Raw genomic sequence first — 19,074 nt, forward strand, 5'->3', positions numbered from 1 at the left:
GACGGACACAGCGGACACGGCGGAGGGCGGCACGGTGACGGCAGCGGAGACGGAAGCGGAGCCGGGAGCGGCGGCGGTACGGATCCGGGGGCTCTGGAAGCGGTTCGGCGAGCAGGTCGCCGTCGCCGGGATCGACCTGACCCTGCCCGCGGGCAAGTTCATCGGCCTGGTCGGCCCCAACGGCGCGGGCAAGACCACCACCCTCTCCATGGTCACCGGTCTCCTCCGGCCCGACCAGGGCACCGTCGAGGTCGCCGGCCACGACGTGTGGCGCGACCCCGTCGAGGTGAAGGCCCGCATCGGCGTACTCCCCGAGGGCCTCCGTCTCTTCGAGCGGCTCTCGGGGCGCGAACTCCTCGCGTACACCGGCAGGCTGCGCGGACTGCCCGGCGCCGAGGTCGACAAACGGGCCACGCAGCTCCTCGACGTACTCGACCTCGCGGGCGCCCAGCACAAACTCGTCGTCGACTACTCGACCGGCATGCGCAAGAAGATCGGCCTCGCCGCCGCGCTGCTGCACAACCCCGAAGTCCTCTTCCTCGACGAACCGTTCGAAGGCGTCGACCCCGTCTCCGCGCAGACCATTCGCGGCGTCCTGGAGCGGTACACCGCGTCCGGCGCCACCGTCGTCTTCTCCTCGCACGTCATGGAGCTCGTCGAATCCCTCTGCGACTGGGTCGCCGTCATGGCCGCGGGCCGCATCCGCGCGCACGGCACCCTCGCCGAGGTGCGGGGCGCGGCGCCCTCGCTCCAGCAGGCGTTCCTGGAACTCGTCGGCGCGCACGGCCGCACCGCGGGAACCGACCTCGACTGGCTGGGCGGCGGCCCCCGATGACCACCGCCCGCTCCACGACGGCGCGCCCCACCGCGTCCCCGGCGCTCGCGCCCGTCCTCATCCGCCTGAAGCTGTCCCTCCTGCGCAACGGCCTGCGCCAGTCCACGGGCCGCCGCGCCGCCTACATCGCGTCCGTCACCGTCGCGCTCCTCTTCGCCGCCCTCCAGCTCCTCGGGCTCGTCGCGCTGCGCGGCAACACGCACGCGGCGACGGTCTGCGTCCTGCTCGTCGCGGTGCTCGCACTCGGCTGGGCGGTCATGCCGCTGTTCTTCCCGAGCGGTGACGAGACCCTCGACCCGACGCGTCTGGTGATGCTGCCGCTGCGGCCGCGCCCGCTCGTACGGGCACTGCTCGCCGCCTCCCTCGTGGGCATCGGCCCGCTGTTCACGCTCTGCCTCGCGGCGGGCGCGGCGGTGGCCCTGGCGCACGGCGCCGCGGCGGCGGTCACCGGTGTCGTCGCGGTCGCCCTCACCCTGCTCGTCTGCGTGGCGCTGGCCCGCGCGGTCGCCGCCGCCAACATCCGCCTCCTCACCAGCCGCAAGGGACGCGACCTCGCGGTCCTCAGCGGCCTGGTCATCGCGGTCGGCGCGCAGGTCGTGAACTTCGGCGCGCAGAAACTCGGTTCGTCCGGCATGTCCACGCTCGACCCGGCTGCGGACGTGGTGCGCTGGATCCCGCCGTCCGCGGCGCTCGGCGCGGTCGACTCGGTCAGCGAGGGCGCGTACGCCACGGCGGCGGCCCAGCTGGCCCTGACCGCGGCGGCCCTCCTCGCCCTCCTCACCCTCTGGCAGCGCAGCCTGACCCGCCTGATGACGGCACCCGACGGCTCCACGATCGCGGCCGCGGAACCGGACAAGGGCACGTCCCGCACGGCGGGCGTCCTCGGCGGGCTGCTGCCCGCGGGCCGTACCGGCACGGTCATGGAACGCAGCCTCCGCTACGTCTGGCGCGACCCGAAGACCAAGGCCGCCTGGGTCACGTCCCTCGCCATCGGTCTGATCGTGCCGCTCTTCAACGCCCTGCAGGGCACCGGGTCCGTCTACTTCGCGTGCTTCGCGGCGGGCATGCTCGGCGTCCTCATGTACAACCAGTTCGGGCAGGACACGTCGGCGTTCTGGATGGTGGCGATGACGATCTCGTCGCCCCGTGACGCGTACGTGGAGCTGCGCGGCCGGGCCCTCGCGCTCCTCCTGATCACCCTCCCGTACGCCGCGTTCGTCACCGTCCTGACGACCGCGCTGCTCGGCGACTGGCCCGCCCTGCCGGAAGTGCTCGGCCTCTCCTTCGCGCTGCTCGGCGCGATGCTGGCCACGGGCGCGTGGTCCTCGGCCCGCTTCCCGTACTCCATCCCGCAGGAGGGCTACAAGAACGTCGCCCCCGGTCAGGCGGGCCTCGCCTGGATCTCCATCCTCGGCGGGATGGTCGCGGCGGCGCTGCTGTGCGCGCCCGTCCTGGCCCTCACGATCTGGCTGCACGCCTCGGGCGCGACGTCCTGGACGTGGCTGCTGCTGCCGCTGGGCGCGGTCTACGGGGCGACGGTCACGGAGCTGGGGCTGCGGCTCGCGGCGCCGCGTCTCGCGAGGCGGTTGCCGGAGATCCTCACGGCGGTCAGCAGGGGCTGACGCACGCATGCCGCGTACAGCAGGGCGACTCTCAACTCCCTACCGCTCCCCGCCCCGCAACGCAGGCGACCCGCGAGCCTGGGTCCCTGCCGCCCGGGGGGCGGAGGGAGCCGGCCGGACGTACCGGCGGCTCGCGGGTCGGGTGACTGCTCTGGTTTGGGCCGGCTGCACGCTCGTCACTCGTGCTGGTCCGGCACCGCACTGGGTGTGGTGGCAGGCCGCTAGCCCGCAGCCACCTCTCGCGTCCGCAATGAAATCACTGCAGGATCACCTCCTTTCTTCGAGTGATACACACCTTAGGAAGCGGTGTTGGGCGGCTCAACCGATTTTTCGGGTAAGCGGACGCACAACGATTTCTCTCCAACTTCCGGGAACTCCCTGTGGGCTGCGTCACGTTCCAGTTGAATGATCTGACATGCGGTACGGGCAGATCGCGCAGGCCTGTAGGGGGTGCCACGTGAGTGCTTCGCGACAGAGCGGAACCACTGACGAACTCGGTCCTGAAGAACCCGAGCCCGGGAGCGCCGAGCTGCTCGCGGCGCTCCTGGACGGGATGGACGCCGCGCTCTGCGCCTTCGACGCCGACGGTGTGGTGACGCACTGGAACCGCGAGGCCGAGCGGATCCTCGGGTGGACGGCGGCGGAGGCCGTCGGGCGGCACGGGTTAACCGGGTGGGCCGTGCGGCCCGCCGACGCCGGGGACGTCGAGGAGCGGCTGCTGTCCGCGATGGACGCGCCGGGGCGGCAGGTGCACGAGTTCGCCCTGGTCACCAAGGACGGCGGGCGGGTGCTCGTGCGGATGCAGTCGGCGTCCGTGCGGGGCGGCGACGGGAAGTCCTCGGGGGTGTACTGCGCCTTCAGCGAGGTCCACGCGCAGATCGACCTGGAGCGGTCCATCGCGCTGAGCGAGGCGCTGTTCGAGACGGCGTCGTGGGGCGTGGTCCTGGTCGACGCGGACCTCAGGCCCGCCGTCGTCAACGAACACGCGGCCCGCGCCTTCGGAGTGGGCCGCAGCGCCGTCCTCGGGCGGCCGCTCGCCGATCTGCTCGGGCAGGGCGTGGAGGAGCTCGAGAACGCGCTGACGCACGTCCTCGCCGAGGGGACGCCGCCCGCGCCCGCGGAGATGTGGGTGACGGTGCGGGCGTCCGCGGGCGGGGAGGACGACGGGGAGGCGCGCCGGTGCTGGCGCAGCGGCTTCCTCCGGCTCGCCTCGCCGCTCGCGGAGGAGCCCGTGCCGCTGGGCGTCGGCTGGCTGTTCCTCGACGTCACGCAGGCCAAGCAGACGGAGCAGCTCGCGTCGCAGCTGCGGTTCCGCTCCCAGCAGCTGCACCGGGCTGCGCGGGCCACGGCGGAGTGCGAGGACCCGACGGAGGCGGCGACGGTCCAGCTGGACTTCGCGCTCGCCGGGTTCGCCGACCACGCGCTGGTGGACCTGCTGGCGGGCGAGGATCCGGTACGTCTGGTCCGTACGGCGGCGACACCGGCCGGGCCGCCCGGCCCCTGCCGTCCCGTCGCCACGGCGGGCATCCCCGTCCGCTACCCCGAAGGGCATCCCGCGCCGCAGAGCGTGGAGCGGGTGGGGTCCGTGCGGGCCAGCGCGGGGGTGGGGGCTTCGGCGGAGTGGGCGGCGTTGCGGCAGTGGCCCGAGGACTCGGTGCACGCTCTCTGTGTCGTCCTGCGGAGCAGGGGGCGCACGCTGGGCGTCGTGACGTTTCTCCGTGGGACGGGGCGGGGGGCGTTCGACCGGTCGGACGCGGCGTACGCGGAGAGCGTCGCGTCCCGCGTCGCCACGTTCCTCGACCTCTCCCAGGCCCTCTCTTCCTAGGGCGCCCAGGAGGCGCAGTCCGCCCCCCACCACCCCGCACGGCCAAGAGCACCGCCCCCATCGCTCCCCGACACCCTGCCCGGGCAGACCCCCAACCCCGCCGCTCCGCGGCGGATCACTCCCACCCACCCACCCGTTCACCCCGCACCGCCCTGCACGGGTAGGAGCACCGATCCCGCCGCTTCGCGGCGGATGCTCCCCACCCACCCGCCCGTTTACCCCGCGACGTCCTGCGCGGGTAGGGGCGGCCCCCCCCACTCGCCCGCAGCCGCGAGCGCGCCCGAGGGGACGTGGGGGTATGTGCGCACGGAGCACCGAGCACACCACCCCGGCCAGGAATGTCGGACGCGGCGCAGGGATGGCGAGTACGCACATACCCCCGCGGCCCCGCCCCCACAGACGGACAACAGGCGACCTGCCACCACCGGACCGCACCCGCCCCGCGCACACAGGGCGGCATGCGCGTACTGCTGGTGGAGGACGAGGAATTCACGTCACCCTCCGAGAGGCACTCAGTGCCGGTAGAAGATGCGGTCCCCGTACTCCTGGAAGACCCGCCCGTTCCAGTCGTGTCCGCCGTCCACGTTCCCGGACCGCAGCACGGGCGGCTGGATGCCGCGCTCGACGAGCTTCTCGATCGCCGCGGCCGTCATGGCCTGCATCAGCGCGTTGGTGACGACGCTCGACGCGGGCCCGAACGGGGCGTCGACCCCGTCGAGGGAGAGCTCCGCGTCGCCGACGCCGACCTTGGAGTCGACGATCACGTCGCAGTGGTCCTTCAGGAAGGTGCCGGAGACGTGCCGGGAACGGGTCTCCGTCGCGTACGCCACCGAGGTCACGCCGATGACCTTCAGGCCGAGCGCGCGGGCGTTCATCGCCATCTCCACGGGCAGCGAGTTCCGCCCGGAGAGCGAGACGATCACGAGGACGTCGCCGGGGCGGGCCGGCGAGGAGTCGAGGACCGCGCCCGCGAGGCCGTCGACCCGCTCCAGGGCGGAGCCCAGCGTGGCGGGCATCACGTCCACGCCGACCACTCCGGGCACGGCGAGGAGGTTGATGAGGCCGAGGCCGCCCGCGCGGTAGACGACGTCCTGGGCGGCCAGCGAGGAGTGCCCCGCGCCGAAGGCGAAGAGCCGTCCGCCGGACTCGACGGCGTCGGCGAGCAGCGTGCCCGCGTCGGCCACGCTGCCGGACTCCTCGTCCCGCACTTTCTGGAGCAGTGCGATGGCGGCGTCGAAGTACCGGCCCGCCGTCTTGCTCTCGCCGCCGGCGCTGCTCACACCGCTCGCGCCGCCGGCGCCGCTCACACCGTTCCCGCCGACCGCGCTGCTCACACCGCTCTCGCTGCTCCCGCTCTTCGAGCTCATTCGCATCACGTTGCGGTCTGGACCAGTGCCCTGTCAACACCGTCACAGGCCGGTACTGGGCGGGAATTCCACCGGCGCGGCACGGTTGTCAGTGGTATGCGTCAGAATTGAGGGCAGGGCCAGCGCACGAGCGAATTCTGAGGGGCACCCATGTCGGGGCTGATTGACACCACTGAGATGTATTTGCGCACCATCCTCGAGCTGGAGGAGGAAGGTGTGGTCCCCATGCGCGCCCGGATCGCGGAGCGGCTGGACCAGAGCGGACCGACGGTGAGCCAGACCGTGGCGCGCATGGAGCGCGACGGCCTGGTGGCCGTCGCGAGCGACCGTCACCTGGAGCTCACCGAGGAGGGCCGCCGGCTCGCCACGCGCGTGATGCGCAAGCACCGCCTGGCGGAGTGCCTGCTCGTCGACGTGATCGGGCTCGAATGGGAGCAGGTGCACGCCGAGGCCTGCCGCTGGGAGCACGTGATGAGCGAGGCGGTGGAGCGCCGCGTCCTCGAGCTGCTGCGCCACCCCACCGAGTCTCCGTACGGCAACCCGATCCCGGGCCTGGAGGAGCTGGGCGAGAAGGACGGCGCGGACCCGTTCCTGGACGAGGGCATGGTCTCCCTGTCGGAGCTCGACCCGGGCTCCGAGGGCAAGACGGTCGTGGTGCGCCGCATCGGCGAGCCGATCCAGACGGACGCCCAGCTGATGTACACGCTGCGGCGCGCCGGAGTGCAGCCGGGTTCCGTGGTGAGCGTGACGGAGTCCGCGGGCGGTGTCCTGGTGGGGAGCAGCGGCGAGGCCGCCGAGCTCACCGCCGAGACCGCGTCGCACGTCTTCGTCGCCAAGCGCTGAGAGGTCAGTCAACTTCCGTTGCTGGAGAGGTAGTTGACAGGGTGCCGCGATCCGCGCCGGATCTCGCGGAATCGAAGATTCAGTGTGCGGAATCGCAGCGGCCGAGCGTTTCGCGTGCCAGGCTGTCGCGAGAGGCATATGACCTGAGGGCTCGGAGGGGGCTGGAGGATGTGCCCGTCTGGTGAGCGCGAACAAGGCGAGGGCCCCGGCGCTCAAGAGCGCCGGGGCCTGTCCTCCCCTGTGCTGACCCGGAGCCCCGAGCTCTCAGGGTCATTCCCCACGGGCCGGTTTCCCCGAGCGGCCCGCCTCCCGTTGAAGATCTCCCCTCGGCCACGACGGTCAATCCTTGAGTGTGGTCACCCGAACGAGGGGTGTTATCGGCGAACCGGCCGCTTTCGAAAACAGGTTCGATAGCGTGCGGGGGTGTGGAGCAGTACCAGGCGTGAAACCCGGGCGGAACCAAGGGGGGTGCCAGGAATCATGGTGCGGCGCATCGACGTGACGGGCGCGGGTGGCGTACGCCTCGCCGCCTGGGAGTACGCCGACCCTCCCAAAGTCAGGGAGGCCGACGCGGCACCCGGAGGGGTGCTGTTACTGCACGGCCTGATGGGCCGCGCCTCCCACTGGACGGGCACGGCCCGCTGGCTCGCCGAGCGGCACCGCGCGGTCGCCCTCGACCAGCGCGGCCACGGCAGGAGCGAGAAGCCCACCGGCGGCCCCTATACCCGCGATGCCTACGTGGACGACGCGGAGGCCGCCCTCGTCCAGCTGGACCTCGCGCCCGCCGTCATCATCGGCCACTCCATGGGCGCCCTCACCGCCTGGCAGCTCGCCGCGCGCCGCCCCGACCTCGTACAGGGCCTCATCATCTGCGACATGCGGGCCTCCGCGCTCGGAGCCGCCTCCCAGCGGGAGTGGGAGGACTGGTTCAAGTCCTGGCCGGTGCCGTTCGCGACGCTCGCCGACGTACGCAAGTGGTTCGGCGAGGACGACCCCTGGGTGGAGCGGCCCAACCCCGCGCGCGGGGAGTTCTTCGCCGAGGTGATGACGGAGGGCGCCGACGGCTGGCGGCCCGTCTTCGACCGCGCCCAGATGCTCAGCTCCCGCGAGACGTGGGTGCACGACGCGCACTGGGAGGAGCTGATCCAGGTCCGCTGCCCCGCGCTCGTCGTGCGCGGCCAGGACGGTGAGCTCGGCCGGGCCGAGTCCCAGGAGATGGTGCGGGTGCTGCCCCGCGGGGAGTACGCGGAGGTGGCCGACGCGGGGCACCTGGTGCACTACGACCAGCCGGAGGCGTGGCGGGCCGCCGTCGAACCGTTTCTGGACGGGGTCCTCGCGCAGTGAATCGGTGCCCCGCGCGTGGGGCACCGCCTGATCGTGGCCTTCGGCCCCTTCGTCCTCAGTCGCCGGACGGACTCACATGTCTCACCGGTGCCGGACGGACTCACCTGTCTCACCCGTGCCGGACGGGCTCTACGGGCTCAGGCGCTCCACCCGCCACCCCTCGGCGCTCTCCTCCCACACGTACCGCAGGCGGTCGTGCAGGCGGTCCGCCCGGCCCTGCCAGAACTCCACCGCCCGCGGACGGACCCGGTAGCCGCCCCAGTGCGGGGGCACCGGGACCTGCTCGCCCTCGGGGTAGCGGGACGCGAGGTCGGCGTAGGCGCGGTCGAGTTCGGTGCGTGAGGTGAGTACCGACGACTGCGCGCTCGCCCAGGCGCCGAGCTGGGAGCCGTGCGGGCGGGTGCGGAAGTAGGCGACCGTCTCCTCGCGGGCGACGCGCTCCGCCGTGCCCGAGACGATCACCTGGCGGGCCACCGCGTGCCAGGGGAAGAGCAGCGAGACGTACGGGTTGGCGTCGAGCTCGTGGGCCTTGCGTGACCCGTAGTTGGTGAAGAAGACAAAGCCCCGCTCGTCGAAGCCCTTCAGGAGCACCGTGCGGGAGCTGGGCCGGCCCGCTTCGTCGGCCGTGGAGACGACCATGGCGTTCGGCTCGGGGACGGCGTCCCTGTCGCACGCCGCCTCCTTGAACCAGAGCGCGAACTGGTCCATGGGCGCGGCGGGCAGCTCGGTCTCGGAGAGCCCGCCGGTGGCGTACTGCTCCCGCATGTCCGCCGGTTCCGGGAGAGGGGCACTGGAGTCGGTCACGCGGTCATCTTGCCGTATTTGCCACGGCCACAGGGGCTCCCGAGAGGGCGCACCGGCCCACGGAGAGGTGACGTGTGGCACTGAGTGCCGCATTCCGTCGCCAAAGGTGGCACCAACAGATATCGTCCTGCTGCCGCATCGGTTGGGTGACCACCAGCCGCACGGGGCATACCGGGAAGACCGTTCCGGACCGCGAGTCGCCGGATCCGCCGCACTTCGGCGGACACGACCGTGGAACCGGACCGCAAGCGCCCACTTTTGACACATGGTCATGAGCTGATCGCAACCCATCTCTCGCAACCATCATGTCGAACCCATCACGAGGAGCCGCCTGATGTCCGACTTCGTACCTGGCCTTGAAGGAGTCGTCGCGTTCGAGACGGAGATCGCCGAACCGGACAAGGAAGGCGGCGCGCTCCGCTACCGGGGCGTCGACATCGAGGACCTGGTCGGCCACGTCTCCTTCGGGAACGTCTGGGGCCTGCTCGTCGACGGCGCGTTCAACCCCGGTCTGCCGCCCGCCGAGCCCTTCCCGATCCCCGTGCACTCCGGCGACATCCGCGTCGACGTGCAGTCCGCCCTCGCCATGCTCGCGCCCGTGTGGGGCCTGCGGCCGCTGCTCGACATCAGCGAGGAGCGCGCCCGCGAGGACCTGGCGCGGGCCGCCGTCATGGCGCTCTCGTACGTGGCCCAGTCGGCCCGCGGGCAGGGCCTGCCGATGGTCCCGCAGCGGGAGATCGACACGGCGGAGACGGTCGTCGAGCGGTTCATGAAGCGGTGGCGCGGCGAGCCGGACCCCAAGCACGTCCAGGCCGTCGACGCGTACTGGACGTCGGCCGCCGAGCACGGCATGAACGCGTCCACGTTCACCGCCCGCGTCATCGCCTCCACCGGCGCGGACGTGGCGGCGGCGCTGAGCGGGGCGGTCGGCGCGATGTCCGGGCCGCTGCACGGCGGCGCGCCCTCCCGGGTCCTCGGCATGATCGAGGAGATCGAGCGCACGGGTGACGCGGTGGCGTACGTGAAGCAGGCGCTGGACAAGGGTGAGCGGCTGATGGGCTTCGGGCACCGCGTGTACCGGGCCGAGGACCCGCGGGCGCGGGTGCTGCGCCGCACGGCACGGGAGCTGGGGGCGCCGCGGTTCGAGGTCGCGGAGGCGCTGGAGAAGGCGGCCCTCGACGAGCTGCACGCCCGCAGGCCCGACCGTGTCCTCGCGACGAACGTGGAGTTCTGGGCGGCGATCGTCCTGGACTTCGCGGAGGTGCCGGCGCACATGTTCACGTCGATGTTCACGTGCGCGCGGACCGCGGGGTGGTCGGCGCACATTCTTGAGCAGAAGCGGACGGGGCGGCTCGTGCGGCCCTCCGCCCGGTACGTGGGGCCCGGTAGCCGCGCCCCGCAGGCGATCGAGGGCTACGACGAGATCGCCCGCTGAGGTCTGCCTCCGGCGGTTCTTTCCCCGGCCCCGCCCCTTCCCGAACCGGGGCTCCGCCCCGGACCCCGCTCCTCAAACGCCGGAGGGGCTGAATGATCAGCCCCTCCGGCGTTCAGGGGCGGGCTCGGGGAGAGTTCAGGCTTGTAGCGCGGACTCGACCAGCACCGTCCACTGGGCGACGACCCGTTCCCTGCGCACCCCGTCGTCCGTCAGCAGGTTGGCGAGGCCCAGGCCCCGCGCCATGTCCAGGAGGCCCTGGATCGTCTCGCGGACGCCGGGGCGGGATTCGTCGGCGTTCAGGAGTTCCACCGCGATGCGGTGCGTCTCGCGGCCCACGCGGGATTCGAGTTCCGTGACGCGGGAGCCCAGCGCCGGCTCGTTCGACGCGGCCACCCACAGGTGGAGCGCCGCGCGGAAGAGCGGGCCGGTGTAGAGGTCGACGAGGGCGGCGACCACGGAGGCCCTGTCCTGCGCGGGCAGGGCACGCAGCGCCGTGGAGCGCTGCTCGGCGACGTACTCCACGGCCGCCGTGAACAGGTCCTCCCGGGTGGGGAAGTGGTGCTGCGCCGCGCCCCGCGAGACACCCGCGCGCTCGGCGACCACCGAGACCGTTGAGCCCGCCCAGCCGTGTTCGGCCAGGCAGGCCACCGCGGCCTCCAGGAGTTTCTGCCGGGTCGCGCGGCTGCGGTCCTGCTTGGGTGCCCGGTCGGCGGCGGTCACAGCACCCATGGGCGCTCCCGTCGTTCGAGGAACGCCGCCATTCCCTCGCGCGCCTCGGCGGAGCCGAAGAGCCGCGCGGACAGGACCGTGAGGGCGTCCGATTGGTCGTCGAATGCGTCGAGCACCCTAGCCGTGAGCAGCTTCTTCGTCTCGGCCAGGGCTCCCGGTGCCGCCGCGCGGAGCCCTTCGAGGAGTGGTTCGACGGTGGCGTCGACGTCCGTTCCCGCGACCGTGACCAGGCCGATCCGGGCCGCTTCCGCCGCGTCGAAGCGCTCCCCGGTGAGGTAGTAGCGGGAGGCGGCGCTCGGGTCGAGGCGGGGCAGGAGGGGGAGCGAGATCACGGCGGGGGCGACCCCTATGTGCACCTCCGTGAACGCGAACGACGAGGCGGGCCCGGCGGCCGCCAGGTCGCACGCGCCGAGCAGCCCGAGCCCGCCGGCCCGCACGTGGCCGTCCACCCGTGCGACGACCGGCTTGGGCAGCGTGACGATCTGCCGGAGCAGCGCGACGAACGCGGCGGGGTCCGGCGGCGCCTTCAGGTCGGCGCCCGAGCAGAACGTCGTCCCCGTGTGGGTGAGGAGGACCGCACGGGTCCCGCGGTCCTCGCCGAGATCGCCCAGCGCCTCGGCGAGGGCCTTGACCAGGTCCGCCGAGAGGGCGTTCCGGCGCTCGGGCGTGTCCAGGGTGACGGTGGTGATGCCCCGGGCCGGGGAGGAGACGGAGAGACTCACGGTGGGGGCTCCTCAGTAGGACTTGGGCAGGCCCAGCGTCTGGTGCGAGACGTAGTTGAGGATCATTTCCCGGCTGACCGGGGCGATCCGTGCCACGCGGGACGCGACGATCAGCGAGGCGAGCCCGAACTCCTTGGTCAGGCCGTTGCCGCCCAGAGTGTGCACGGACTGGTCGACGGCCTTCACGCAGGCGTCGGCGGCGGCGAGCTTGGCCATGTTGGCGGCCTCGCCCGCGCCGACGTCGTCGCCCTCGTCGTAGAGCCCGGCGGCCTTCTGCATCATCAGACGCGCCAGTTCGATCTCCACATGGGACTGGGCGAGGGGGTGCGCGATGGCCTGGTGGGCGCCGATCGGGGACTTCCAGACGCTGCGTTCCTTGGCGTACTCGACGGCGCGGGACAGCGCGTAGCGGCCCATGCCGAGCGCGAACGCGGCCGTCATGATCCGCTCGGGGTTCAGGCCCGCGAAGAGCTGGAGCAGGCCCGCGTCCTCGTCGCCCACGAGCGCGTCCGCCGGAAGCCGTACGTCGTCGAGGACCAGCTCGAACTGTTTCTCCGCCGCCTGGAGTTCCATGTCGATCTGCCGCCGCTCGAAGCCGGGGGCGTCGCGCGGCACGATGAACAGGCACGGTTTGAGGCTGCCGGTCCGGGCGTCGGACGTACGGCCCACGATGAGCGTCGCGTCGGCGATGTCGACACCGGAGATGAAGACCTTGCGGCCGGAGAGCAGCCAGTCGCCGGAGCCCGGGTCGCGGCGGGCGGTGGTGGTGATGCGGTGCGAGTTGGAGCCCGCGTCGGGCTCGGTGATCCCGAACGCCATGGTGCGGGTGCCGTCGGCGAGCCCCGGCAGCCAGGTGCGCTTCTGCTCCTCGGTGCCGAAGCGGGCGATGACCGTGCCGCAGATCGCGGGCGAGACGACCATCATGAGGAGCGGGCACCCCGCGGCGCCCAACTCCTCCAGGACTATGGAGAGTTCCGCGATGCCGCCGCCCCCTCCCCCGTACTCCTCGGGCAGGTTCACGCCCAGGTAGCCGAGCTTGGCGGCGTCCGCCCACAGCTCGTCGGGGTGACCGCCGCTGCCGGCGACCCGGGCGAGGTAGTCGCGGCCGTACCGGCGTCCGAGTGCGGCGACGGCGGCGCGCAGGGCCTGGTGCTCCTCGGTTTCGAGGACGGTGCTGCGAGCGGTGGTGCTCATGAGGACTCTCCCTCTTGGACGACGGCGAGCAGCGCGCCGACCTCGACCTGGCGGCCGGGTGCGGCGTGCAGGGCGGTGAGCGTTCCGGAGGCGGGGGCGCAGATGCGGTGCTCCATCTTCATCGCCTCCAGCCAGACGAGCGGCTGCCCGGCGGCGACCCGCTGCCCCTCGGTGATGCCGTCCGCGACGCGTACGACGGTGCCGGGCATGGGGGCGAGCAGGGAGCCGGGGGCGCGGCGGGCGGCGGGTTCGGGGAGCAGGGGCAGCGGGGTGAGGGCGGTGTCTCCGCCGGGCGTGCCGACGTGTACGCGGTCTCCGTACCGGTCGACGGTGAACTGCCGTCGCACGCCGCCCACTTCGAGCACGACGCGTCCGGCGCCGACCTCGATCACGGTCACGCCGTCGGCGGCCGGCCCCTGCCGGGTGTGGTGGTAGCGGACCTCGTGCTCCGTGCCGTCGGGCTCGGTGCGATACCGCTTGAGGTGGGGCTGCGAGCCGAGGTTGCGCCAGCCGCCGAACCGGGACCGTCCGTGCGCGTCGGCGAGCGCGGCGGCCAGCGGGGCGTGCGGGTCGGGGGCGGGGGCCGTGAGGGCGTCGGCGTGCCGGTCGTAGAAGCCGGTGTCCATGCGGGCCTCGGCGAACTCGGGGTGCCGCAGGGAGCGTACGAGCAGGTCGCGGTTGGTGACGGGGCCGTGGACGGCGGCGCGTTCCAGGGCGCCCGCCAGTTTGCGTACGGCCTCGGCGCGGGTCGGGGCGTACGCGACGGCCTTGGCGAGCATCGCGTCGTAGTGCACGCCGACGGTGTCGCCCGCCGCGTATCCGCTGTCGAGGCGGACGGCGCCGGGGACGTCGATGCGGTGCAGGGTGCCGGTCTGCGGGGCCCAGTCGGCGGCGGGGTCCTCGGCGTACAGGCGGGCCTCGACGGCGTGCCCGTGAGCGGTGGGCGGGTCCTTCTCCAGGGCGTCGCCCTCGGCGATCCGGATCTGCAGCGCGACGAGGTCGAGCCCGAACACGGCCTCGGTGACGGGGTGTTCGACCTGGAGGCGGGTGTTCATCTCCAGGAAGTGCGCGCGCCCGCCCGCCACCAGAAACTCCACCGTGCCCGCGCCGCGGTAGTCGGTGATGCGCGCGGCGCGCACGGCCTGCGTGTGCAGCGCGTCGACGAGGTCCGGGGCGAGCCCGGGGGCCGGGGACTCCTCGATGACCTTCTGGTGTCTGCGCTGGAGGCTGCAGTCGCGGGTGCCGAGCGGCCACACGGTGCCGTGCGCGTCGGCCATGATCTGCACCTCGACGTGCCGGCCGCCCTCGACGTACGGCTCGACGAACACCTCCCCGTGCCCGAAGGCACTGGCCGCCTCGGACCGCGCGGCCGCCAACTCCTCCTCCAGGCGCTCCAGTTCGCGTACGACACGCATGCCGCGCCCGCCGCCCCCGGCCGCCGCCTTCACCAGGACCGGCAGATCGGCCTCGGTGACCTCGCCGAGCGGCGCGATGCCCATCAGCTCCTTGGCGCGCGTCTTGGACGCCATCGCCTCGATCGCCTCGGGCGGCGGCCCGATCCAGACGAGCCCGGCGTCCAGGACGGCGCGTGCGAAGCCCGCGTTCTCGGAGAGGAATCCGTAGCCGGGGTGGATCGCGTCGGCGCCCGCGGCCTGCGCGGCCTTCACGACGAGGTCGCCGCGCAGATACGTGTCGGTGGGTGCCGCGCCCGGCAGTCGTACGGCATGGTCCGCCTCCCGTACGTGCAGGGCGTCCGCGTCGGCGTCGGAGTACACGGCGACCGTGGCGATGCCGAGCTCGCGGCAGGTGCGGAAGACGCGGCAGGCGATCTCGCCCCGGTTGGCCACCAGCAGAGTGGAAATCATGGGGGTTCTCCTCACATCCGGAAGACGCCGAAGCCGCCGCGCGCGCCCTCGTAGGGGGCGGTGTGGATCGCGGAGAGGCAGAGGCCGAGGACGGTGCGGGTGTCGCGCGGGTCGATGACACCGTCGTCGTAGAGCCGCCCGGACAGGAACATCGGCAGTGACTCGGCCTCGATCTGCTGCTCGACCATGGCGCGGAGACCGGCGTCCGCCTCGTCGTCGTAGGGCTGGCCCTTCGCCGCGGCGGAGGCGCGGGCGACGATCGACAGGACGCCCGCGAGCTGCTGCGGGCCCATGACCGCGGACTTGGCGCTGGGCCAGGCGAAGAGGAAGCGGGGGTCGTAGGCGCGGCCGCACATGCCGTAGTGCCCGGCGCCGTAGCTCGCGCCCATGAGTACGGACAGGTGCGGCACCCGCGAGTTGCTGACCGCGTTGATCATCATCGCGCCGTGCTTGATGATGCCGCCCTGCTCGTATTCCTTGCCGACCATGTAGCCGGTGGTGTTGTGCAGGAAGAGCAGCGGGATGTCGCGCTGGTTGGCCAGCTGGATGAACTGCGCGGCCTTCTGGGACTCCTCGCTGAACAGGACGCCCTGCGCGTTGGCGAGGATGCCGACGGGATAGCCGTGCAGGGCGGCCCACCCGGTGACGAGCGAGCTCCCGTACAGCGGCTTGAACTCGTCGAAGTCGGAGCCGTCGACGATGCGGGCGATGACCTCGCGCGGGTCGAAGGGCTTCTTCAGGTCGCCGGGGACGATGCCGAGGAGTTCGTCCTCGTCGTACTTGGGCGCCGCGACGGTCGCCGGGTCCGGATCGGCGTACGCCTTGCGCCAGTTGAGGCGGGAGACGACGCGGCGGGCCTGGCGCAGCGCGTCGCGCTCGTCCTCGGCGAGGTGGTCGGCGAGGCCGGAGGTGCGGGCGTGCATCTCGGCGCCGCCGAGCGACTCGTCGTCGCTCTCCTCGCCGGTGGCCATCTTCACCAGGGGCGGGCCGCCGAGGAAGACCTTCGCGCGCTCCTTGACCATGATCACGTGGTCGCTCATGCCGGGTACGTAGGCGCCGCCCGCGGTGGAGTTGCCGAAGACGACGGCGATGGTCGGAATGCCGGCGGCCGAGGACTGCGTGAGGTGCTTGAAGAGGGCGCCGCCCGGGATGAAGATCTCCTTCTGGGAGGGCAGGTCGGCGCCGCCGGACTCCACGAGGTGGATGGACGGCAGCCGGTTGGCGTGCCCGATCTCGTGGGCCCGGAAGGCCTTCTTCAGCGTCCAGGGGTTGGAGGCGCCGCCCCGTACCGTCGGATCGTTGGCGGTGATGAGGCATTCCACGCCCTCGACGACGCCGATGCCGGTGACCATGGAGGCGCCGACGGGGTAGTCGCTGCCCCAGGCGGCGAGCGGCGACAGTTCCAGGAACGGGGTGTCCGGGTCGAGGAGCAGCTCGATGCGCTCCCTGGCGAGCAGCTTGCCGCGTTCGCGGTGCCGGGCGACGTACTTCTCGCCGCCGCCCGCGAGCGCCTTGGCCTGCTCGGTGCCGAGCTCGGCGAGCCGGTCCAGCATGACCCGGCGGTGCTCGGCGTACTCGGCGCTCGCGGGGTCGAGCGCGGAGGCGATGACGGTCACAGCAGTACCTTCCGTGTCACAGCAGTACCTCCGGTATGTCGAGGTGGCGGGCGCGCAGCCACTCGCCGAGGCCCTTGGCCTGCGGGTCGAAGCGGGCCTGCGCGGCCACGCCCTCGCCGAGCAGGCCCTCGACGACGAAGTTCAGTGCGCGCAGGTTGGGCAGGTCGTGGCGGACGACACGCAGTTCCGCGGCCTCCGGCAGGAGTGCGCGCAGCCGCTCGACGGTGAGCTCGTGGGCGAGCCACCGCCAGGCGTCGTCGGAGCGCACCCATACGCCGACGTTGGCGTCACCGCCCTTGTCGCCGCTGCGGGCTCCGGCGACGAGGCCGAGGGGGGCGCGCCGGGTGGGTCCCGGCGGGAGCGGTGGGGGCAGGGGCGCGGGGCGCGGATCTTCCAGTACGCGGGTGCCGGCGCCGTGCGGCACGGCTCTGCGCTCCCCGTCGGGCAGCACGGCGACGTGCTCGACGGTGTCGCGCTCGACGTACGCGGCCTCGAACACCCCGTACGGGGAGCCCTTGCCGGGCGGTGCCGTCACGTGGAAGCCGGGGTAGCTGCCGAGGGCGAGTTCGATGGCGGCGCCGCTCAGGGTGCGGCCGACGGTGTCCGCGTCGGCGTCCCGCACGACGAGCCGCAGCAGGGCGCTGGCACCCTCCTCGGTGGGGGCGTCCGGCCGGTCGGTGCGGGCCAGCTCCCACCGCACCTCGGCGGGGCGGGACTTGGCGCGGTCGAGGGCGTCCTCGATCTGGGCGCGGGCGAGGGCCGCCTTGGCCTCGATGTCGAGTCCGGTGAGGACGAACACGACTTCGTTGCGGAAGCCGCCGAGCCGGTTGAGCCCCACCTTGAGCGTCGGGGGCGGCGCCTCTCCCCGCACACCGTCGATGCGGACGCGGTCGGGGCCTTCCTGGGTGAGGGCGACGGTGTCGAGGCGAGCGGTGACGTCGGGGCCCGCGTACCGGGCGCCCTGCGTCTCGTAGAGGAGCTGCGCGGTGACCGTGCCGACGTCGACGAAGCCGCCGGTGCCGTCGTGCTTGGTGATGACACAGGAGCCGTCCGCGTGGATCTCGGCGAGGGGGTAGCCGGGATGCCGCAGGACGTCCGGCCCGCGCCGCGCCGCCTGCTCGGCGAAGAAGGCGTAGTTGCCGCCGGTGGCCTGCGAACCGCACTCCAGGACGTGCCCGGCGACGACGGCTCCCGCGAGCTCGTCGTACGCGTCCGGGGCCCATCCGAAGTGCGCGGCGGCCGGCCCGGTGACGAGGGCGGCGTCGGTGACGCGCCCGGTGAGGACGACGTCGGCGCCCGCGTCGAGACACGCGGCGATGCCGGCGCCGCCGAGGTAGGCGTTGGCGGTGAGGGCGCGGGGGAAGCGGTCGCCGAGGTCGTCGCCCTCGACGTGCGCGACCCGCACGTCGATCCCGAGCCGCCCGGCGAGCTCCCGCACGGCACCGGCGAGCCCGGCCGGGTTGAGCCCGCCGGCGTTGGCGACGATGCGGACGCCCCGTTCCCCGGCGAGCCCGAGGCACTCCTCCAGCTGCCGCAGGAAGGTCTTGGCGTACCCGCGGGCGGAGTCCTTGAGGCGGTCGCGGCCGAGGATGAGCATGGTCAGCTCAGCGAGGTAGTCCCCGGTGAGAACGTCGAGTTCGCCGCCGGTGAGCATCTCGCGCAGGGCGTCGAACCGGTCCCCGTAGAAGCCGGAGGCGTTGCCGATGCGGAGGGGGCGCCGGGTCACCCGTCCACCTCCGTGCCCGCCTGCCTCGGTGCCCGCCCGGCGCCCGGTGGGCCCGCGAAGGCCTGTGCGATGTCCAGCCAGCGGTCCGCGTCGGGGCCCTCCGCCCGTACCGCCAGGTCCGAACGGTGGGCCCGTTGGGTGACCAGGAGGCAGAAGTCGAGGCCGGGCCCCGTCACGCGCTGGGCGGCGTCCTCGGGACCGTACGCCCAGACCTCACCCGTCACGGGTGACGTCAGCTCGACCCTGAACTCCTCGCCGGGTGCGCTCAGTCCGCGTACGGCGAAGGCGAAGTCGCGGGCCCGCACGCCGATCCGCACCACGTGCCGCAGCCGGTCCGTCGGCGCCCGCGGCACGCCGAGCGCGTCCGCCACGTCCTGGCCGTGCGCCCAGGTCTCCATGAGCCGCGCCGTCGCCATGGAGGGGACGGCCATCGGCGGCCCGTACCAGGGCAGACGCGTGCCGGCCGGGGCCTCGCTCAACGTCCGCCACAGGTCGTCGCGGCCCGCCCGCCAGCGGGCAAGCAGCTCGGCGGGCGGCAGCGCCACGCCCTCCGCCGCGCCCTCGTCCACGAACGAGCCGGGTGCCGCGGCCGCCTTCTCGACCTCGACGGCGAACGCGTCCGGGTCGGTGGCGGCGAGCAGCGCGGCCCGGTCCGTCCAGGTGAGGTGCGCGATCTGGTGGGCGACGGTCCAGCCGGGCGCGGGCGTCGGCAGGGACCACCTCTCCGCGCTCAACTCCGCTACAAGACCGTCGAGTTCCTCGCTCTCGCTGCGCAGGTCGTCGAGCACGGGCAGGGCATCGGACACGGAACGCTCCCCTCGGGGCACGGCGGTATGCCCGGGAGCATGACAGCGCTCACAGAAACAAGCAAGCGTGCTTGCATTACTTTCCGGACGGCTCCGGGGTGGGTTCCGTGAGGGGTTCCGTGAGGGGTTCCGGAGTGGGGGCGGGGGTGGCGGCCGAGGTGAGGGCGGGGATGCGGTCCGAAGTGGGGGTGCGGTCCGAGGTGGGGGTGCGGTCCGAGGTGGGGGTGGCGGCCGAGGTGGGGGCGGCGGCCGAGGTGGGGGCGGCGGCCGAGGTGGGGGCGGCGGCCGAGGTGGGGGCGGCGGCCGAGGTGGGGGCGGCGGCCGAGGTGGGGGCGGCGGCG

The 19,074-nt window shown here is 73.1% G+C and carries 15 protein-coding genes and 1 pseudogene; 6 read left to right on the forward strand and 10 right to left on the reverse strand.

Annotation, left to right across the window (positions count from 1 at the left end; all coding sequences use genetic code 11):
* Positions 1 to 34: 34 nt before the first annotated feature.
* From AC07DO_RS19870 to AC07DO_RS19880, 3 genes are all read left to right on the forward strand, one after another.
* Positions 35 to 835: an ABC transporter ATP-binding protein gene (locus tag AC07DO_RS19870; protein WP_479061227.1), complete on the forward strand. Its 801-nt coding sequence runs from the start codon at positions 35 to 37 to the stop codon at positions 833 to 835.
* A complete protein-coding gene (locus AC07DO_RS19875; protein ID WP_479061229.1) occupies positions 832 to 2,457 on the forward strand; it encodes a transporter in 1,626 nt (541 codons plus the stop codon). The genes AC07DO_RS19870 and AC07DO_RS19875 overlap by 4 nt, the downstream gene beginning before the upstream one ends.
* Before the next feature lie 457 nt (positions 2,458 to 2,914).
* Entirely contained in the window at positions 2,915 to 4,282 is a 1,368-nt protein-coding gene (locus AC07DO_RS19880) for a PAS domain-containing protein (protein WP_479061231.1), read from the forward strand.
* A gap of 512 nt (positions 4,283 to 4,794) precedes the next feature.
* Here AC07DO_RS19880 and AC07DO_RS19885 read toward each other — a convergent pair.
* Positions 4,795 to 5,649 (reverse strand): SIS domain-containing protein, encoded by an 855-nt coding sequence (locus tag AC07DO_RS19885; protein ID WP_479061233.1) that lies wholly within the window; start codon positions 5,647 to 5,649, stop codon positions 4,795 to 4,797.
* Between the two features lie 150 nt (positions 5,650 to 5,799).
* Between AC07DO_RS19885 and AC07DO_RS19890 the strand changes: the two genes are divergently transcribed.
* The gene (locus tag AC07DO_RS19890; protein ID WP_150169187.1) at positions 5,800 to 6,492 is read left to right on the forward strand and encodes an iron-dependent transcriptional repressor DtxR; all 693 of its coding nucleotides are present in this window, start codon (positions 5,800 to 5,802) and stop codon (positions 6,490 to 6,492) included.
* A 480-nt stretch (positions 6,493 to 6,972) separates the two neighbouring features.
* A complete protein-coding gene (locus tag AC07DO_RS19895) occupies positions 6,973 to 7,836 on the forward strand; it encodes an alpha/beta fold hydrolase (RefSeq protein ID WP_479061235.1) in 864 nt (287 codons plus the stop codon).
* 129 nt (positions 7,837 to 7,965) lie between these two features.
* Here the strand turns inward: AC07DO_RS19895 and pdxH are convergent, their stop codons facing one another.
* Entirely contained in the window at positions 7,966 to 8,601 is a 636-nt protein-coding gene (gene pdxH / locus AC07DO_RS19900) for a pyridoxamine 5'-phosphate oxidase (protein WP_479061618.1), read from the reverse strand.
* 373 nt (positions 8,602 to 8,974) lie between these two features.
* Here pdxH and AC07DO_RS19905 point away from each other — a divergent pair, with 373 nt between their 5' ends.
* Entirely contained in the window at positions 8,975 to 10,075 is a 1,101-nt protein-coding gene (locus tag AC07DO_RS19905) for a citrate synthase 2 (RefSeq protein WP_479061237.1), read from the forward strand.
* Between the two features lie 135 nt (positions 10,076 to 10,210).
* On the opposite strand, the gene AC07DO_RS19910 is transcribed toward AC07DO_RS19905, so the two are convergent.
* The 8 genes and pseudogenes from AC07DO_RS19910 to AC07DO_RS19945 all read right to left on the reverse strand — a co-directional run.
* Entirely contained in the window at positions 10,211 to 10,804 is a 594-nt protein-coding gene (locus tag AC07DO_RS19910) for a TetR/AcrR family transcriptional regulator (RefSeq protein ID WP_479061240.1), read from the reverse strand.
* Entirely contained in the window at positions 10,792 to 11,526 is a 735-nt protein-coding gene (locus tag AC07DO_RS19915; protein WP_479061241.1) for an enoyl-CoA hydratase family protein, read from the reverse strand. Before AC07DO_RS19915 ends, AC07DO_RS19910 begins: the two co-directional genes overlap by 13 nt.
* 12 nt (positions 11,527 to 11,538) lie before the next feature.
* Complete coding sequence (locus AC07DO_RS19920) at positions 11,539 to 12,720, reverse strand: acyl-CoA dehydrogenase family protein (RefSeq protein ID WP_479061242.1); 1,182 nt, start codon at positions 12,718 to 12,720, stop codon at positions 11,539 to 11,541.
* Entirely contained in the window at positions 12,717 to 14,585 is a 1,869-nt protein-coding gene (locus AC07DO_RS19925) for an acetyl/propionyl/methylcrotonyl-CoA carboxylase subunit alpha (protein WP_479061245.1), read from the reverse strand. The genes AC07DO_RS19920 and AC07DO_RS19925 overlap by 4 nt, the downstream gene beginning before the upstream one ends.
* An 11-nt stretch (positions 14,586 to 14,596) precedes the next feature.
* Entirely contained in the window at positions 14,597 to 16,201 is a 1,605-nt protein-coding gene (locus AC07DO_RS19930) for an acyl-CoA carboxylase subunit beta (RefSeq protein WP_479061247.1), read from the reverse strand.
* A gap of 16 nt (positions 16,202 to 16,217) precedes the next feature.
* Entirely contained in the window at positions 16,218 to 17,927 is a 1,710-nt protein-coding gene (locus AC07DO_RS19935; RefSeq protein ID WP_479061248.1) for an acyclic terpene utilization AtuA family protein, read from the reverse strand.
* Positions 17,924 to 18,733: a TIGR03084 family metal-binding protein gene (locus tag AC07DO_RS19940; RefSeq protein WP_479061249.1), complete on the reverse strand. Its 810-nt coding sequence runs from the start codon at positions 18,731 to 18,733 to the stop codon at positions 17,924 to 17,926. Before AC07DO_RS19940 ends, AC07DO_RS19935 begins: the two co-directional genes overlap by 4 nt.
* Positions 18,734 to 18,809: 76 nt before the next feature.
* A pseudogene (locus AC07DO_RS19945) lies at positions 18,810 to 19,074 on the reverse strand (sigma-70 family RNA polymerase sigma factor); the annotation flags it as partial.

The sequence above is a fragment of the Streptomyces sp. NPDC045678 genome (assembly GCF_056432085.1).